Annotated in this window: 4 protein-coding genes; all 4 read right to left on the bottom strand. The window is 41.3% G+C overall.

Annotation, left to right across the window (positions count from 1 at the left end):
* Positions 1 to 133 precede the first annotated feature (133 nt).
* The 4 genes from FTV34_RS16885 to FTV34_RS16870 all read right to left on the bottom strand — a co-directional run bounded on the left by FTV34_RS16885 (position 134) and on the right by FTV34_RS16870 (position 2,471).
* Positions 134 to 424, bottom strand: a complete 291-nt coding sequence (locus FTV34_RS16885; protein ID WP_179991767.1) for a hypothetical protein — start codon at positions 422 to 424, stop codon at positions 134 to 136.
* Positions 421 to 591: a hypothetical protein gene (locus tag FTV34_RS16880; protein ID WP_179995794.1), complete on the bottom strand. Its 171-nt coding sequence runs from the start codon at positions 589 to 591 to the stop codon at positions 421 to 423. The genes FTV34_RS16885 and FTV34_RS16880 overlap by 4 nt, the downstream gene beginning before the upstream one ends.
* A complete protein-coding gene (locus tag FTV34_RS16875; protein ID WP_179991768.1) occupies positions 584 to 907 on the bottom strand; it encodes a hypothetical protein in 324 nt (107 codons plus the stop codon). The genes FTV34_RS16880 and FTV34_RS16875 overlap by 8 nt, the downstream gene beginning before the upstream one ends.
* A 256-nt stretch (positions 908 to 1,163) precedes the next feature.
* Complete coding sequence (locus FTV34_RS16870; protein ID WP_257221987.1) at positions 1,164 to 2,471, bottom strand: protein rep; 1,308 nt, start codon at positions 2,469 to 2,471, stop codon at positions 1,164 to 1,166.
* Positions 2,472 to 2,550 lie beyond the last annotated feature (79 nt).

Here is a 2,550-nt window from a genome sequence, read left to right as displayed (position 1 = left end):
CGCCAAAGCAGCCGAATTATGGGCTTTTTTATTGCCTTTTTTAGTCAATTTTTGTCCCCACTTTAATCAATAGTATCAAGAGAAAGAAAAAACAGCGAGTAGGCAAGCCTAACTCACTGTTTTTTTTCGTGTTTCACACGGTTTTTGCTAATTCAGGCTGTGCGCCTTTTGCGACATAAAAAATCACATTACGTCCGCTTGCCATTGCTCCAACAGCAATAGAAATTTTTTGATTTAAGAAGTCGATAAAATCACGATGATTTTCGACTGATAATGTAAAAAGCTCATTTTTTACATCACCGTTTGGAAGCTCCATAGCTCCCAAAATTTGCACCTTGTCACGATCTTCAAAGGCTTCGCCTTTCTTGTTTGTTCCGCCTTGTTGAGTAAAGACGTTTAATACTGTTCCCTCTAACTTAATCATCTTGGAAAACCCTCAATCACTTTTAATCGACCCTCAACAACAGCAATAGCAAATAACGTGATGTCACGTTTTTTATCTAAATGCTCCTGCAACACTTTTTTAAAATATGAAGCAGCTTCATCAAGTGAAGCCATAGGCTTGTTAGCCGTAACCTCAAAATTAGTCATCCGCCATATCTCCAGAATTGATTGACTGGCGATCCTTCAATAAATCCTGAAGAATCCGCCCCTCCTCAACCTGAATGTCATGCAAAGTGTCTTCATCGAGATTTAAAGATAAATAAACCTGATCAAGAGCAATAGCCAAAAGATCATTCAAGACTTTATTTCGAGAGCTGTTTAAGTGTTTTGCAAGAGATTCAACTTTCGCATGAAGATGCAATTGGATACGGAAAGGAACTTGAAAATATGCACCGTGATAGCTAGAACGACCTGTTTTTTTAAGTTCAGCAACAAACAAATCTAAATTAGTTGGCTCAGTCATAATGATATACCCTGTATATGTAAAAAAATTAAAGTAGCTTAACTGGTGAGTTATTTATATATCATTATTCTTTGTGGCGCAACCCTGCGGGATTGCTAAAAGCTCCCACTTAGGTGCTAAGGGGAGCTTTGTAATCAGGGAAAGGAAAGTTAAGAGTTTTTATTGCGTCAGTTCGCAGGCACTCCGCCTGCTCTAACTCTTACGTGTTGCAGTAGAATTTTCAGAATGCACGCTTACGCGTTTCTCAAGAAACAGGCTAACCAATAAAAGCTAATAGCCTATGCTCAACATACGGGAATAGGTCAATATTATATAAATATCCGTCCCATCTTCGGATTCGTTGCCGAACCCGAACACGGGTAGCAGGTGGGATTCTCCAGTGGGCTTTTTTGCGTCCTCGCTTCATTTTCACGTGCTGCGTGCCCTCGCCACGACCGAAAATGATAGCTTCGTCCTTAGTCGCCAATGCTACAGCTTCACAACGTCGGTCGGTCGTCGTCGCAACTCCTCCTCCTCCTCCTAGTTCCGCTTTCGCCTTTGGCTCTACGTTGCGTGTAACAATCAAGTCATAGTATGAATGCTTGGCATAGTTGAATTTGTAAAGCATTTCGAGATATGGCAAAGACTGATCGTCTGGAAGTTCGTCCGTAGCTTCTTCAGGGATTTTGACACCCCATAAAAGACCAAATGAGCCAGTTAAGCGACGCCCCTTGAGAATCTTAAAAGCCTCCCAAGTCTTTTCAACCGATAGATCACCAAACTTTAAAGCGTACTTACAGACCTCTGCTGCTGCTCCCGCATAGCCTGAACCCTTTTCTTTTTTCGCCCTGCGAACGTCTACAATATAAGAATCACCAGTGAGGCTTTGCCAATATTCCGCAAACTCTTGCTGATCAATCCAGCTATCCACCAGTGCAAACATGTGAATATGGGGATGCCATTCACCTGTTTTTTCGTTATACGTGTTTTCGTATGAGTACATAGCGCCCTGAACCTTACAAAACTCGTTGTACCCTCGACCCTTCTTGATGAAGTCTCTACGACGCTCTAGGAGCTTCCTAAAGGCGTTTAGAAGATGGTCGGCACGTTCCCGTAGGTCAGAACCGTTTTTTACTGTGAGCGTGATTAGAACGGGCTTGAGCTTGCGATTTTGCGTTAATACTTCATCAATACGTTGAACGTATCGAGTAACAGCACGGGAGGCACGAATAGCAGCGCAGAAAGGGCAAAGCAAATGCTGCCCGCATGTTTGGATTTTTGTTAGTTTGATTTCACCCAAAGTATAGAAATTTTTGAATAGCAGATAGTTTCCGCACTCATTCAATTTTTGGGCAGATTTAAGAGCCGCAATAGATTCATCGTTTTTAACGTCTTTAACATAGTTCTCTTTAAACTTGGCTAGTGTAAAAAGATAGTTTTCTTGGTTTTTAGCCCTATGTTTTAAAGTCGCAAAACGTGTTATTCTATCCGAATGTTGATCTTCGCAAGAAGATTCCAAAGCCTGTAATTCAACGCCCGCCAAAGCAGCCGAATTATGGGCTTTTTTATTGCCTTTTTTAGTCAATTTTTGTCCCCACTTTAATCAATAGTATCAAGAGAAAGAAAAAACAGCGAGTAGGCAAGCCTAACTCACTGTTTTTTTT

It is taken from the genome of Acinetobacter sp. YH16038 (assembly GCF_013417275.1).
Classification (GTDB): domain Bacteria; phylum Pseudomonadota; class Gammaproteobacteria; order Pseudomonadales; family Moraxellaceae; genus Acinetobacter.
The sequence above is the reverse complement of the archived record's forward strand: the minus strand, read 5'-3'. Positions and strand labels throughout refer to the sequence as shown.

Excerpts from the sequence above, each read along its gene's own strand:
- FTV34_RS16875 (WP_179991768.1), bottom strand. The coding sequence starts at position 907 with ATGACTGAGCCAACTAATTTAGATTTGTTTGTTGCTGAACTTAAAAAA.
- FTV34_RS16880 (WP_179995794.1), bottom strand. The coding sequence starts at position 591 with ATGACTAATTTTGAGGTTACGGCTAACAAGCCTATGGCTTCACTTGAT.
- FTV34_RS16885 (WP_179991767.1), bottom strand. The coding sequence starts at position 424 with ATGATTAAGTTAGAGGGAACAGTATTAAACGTCTTTACTCAACAAGGC.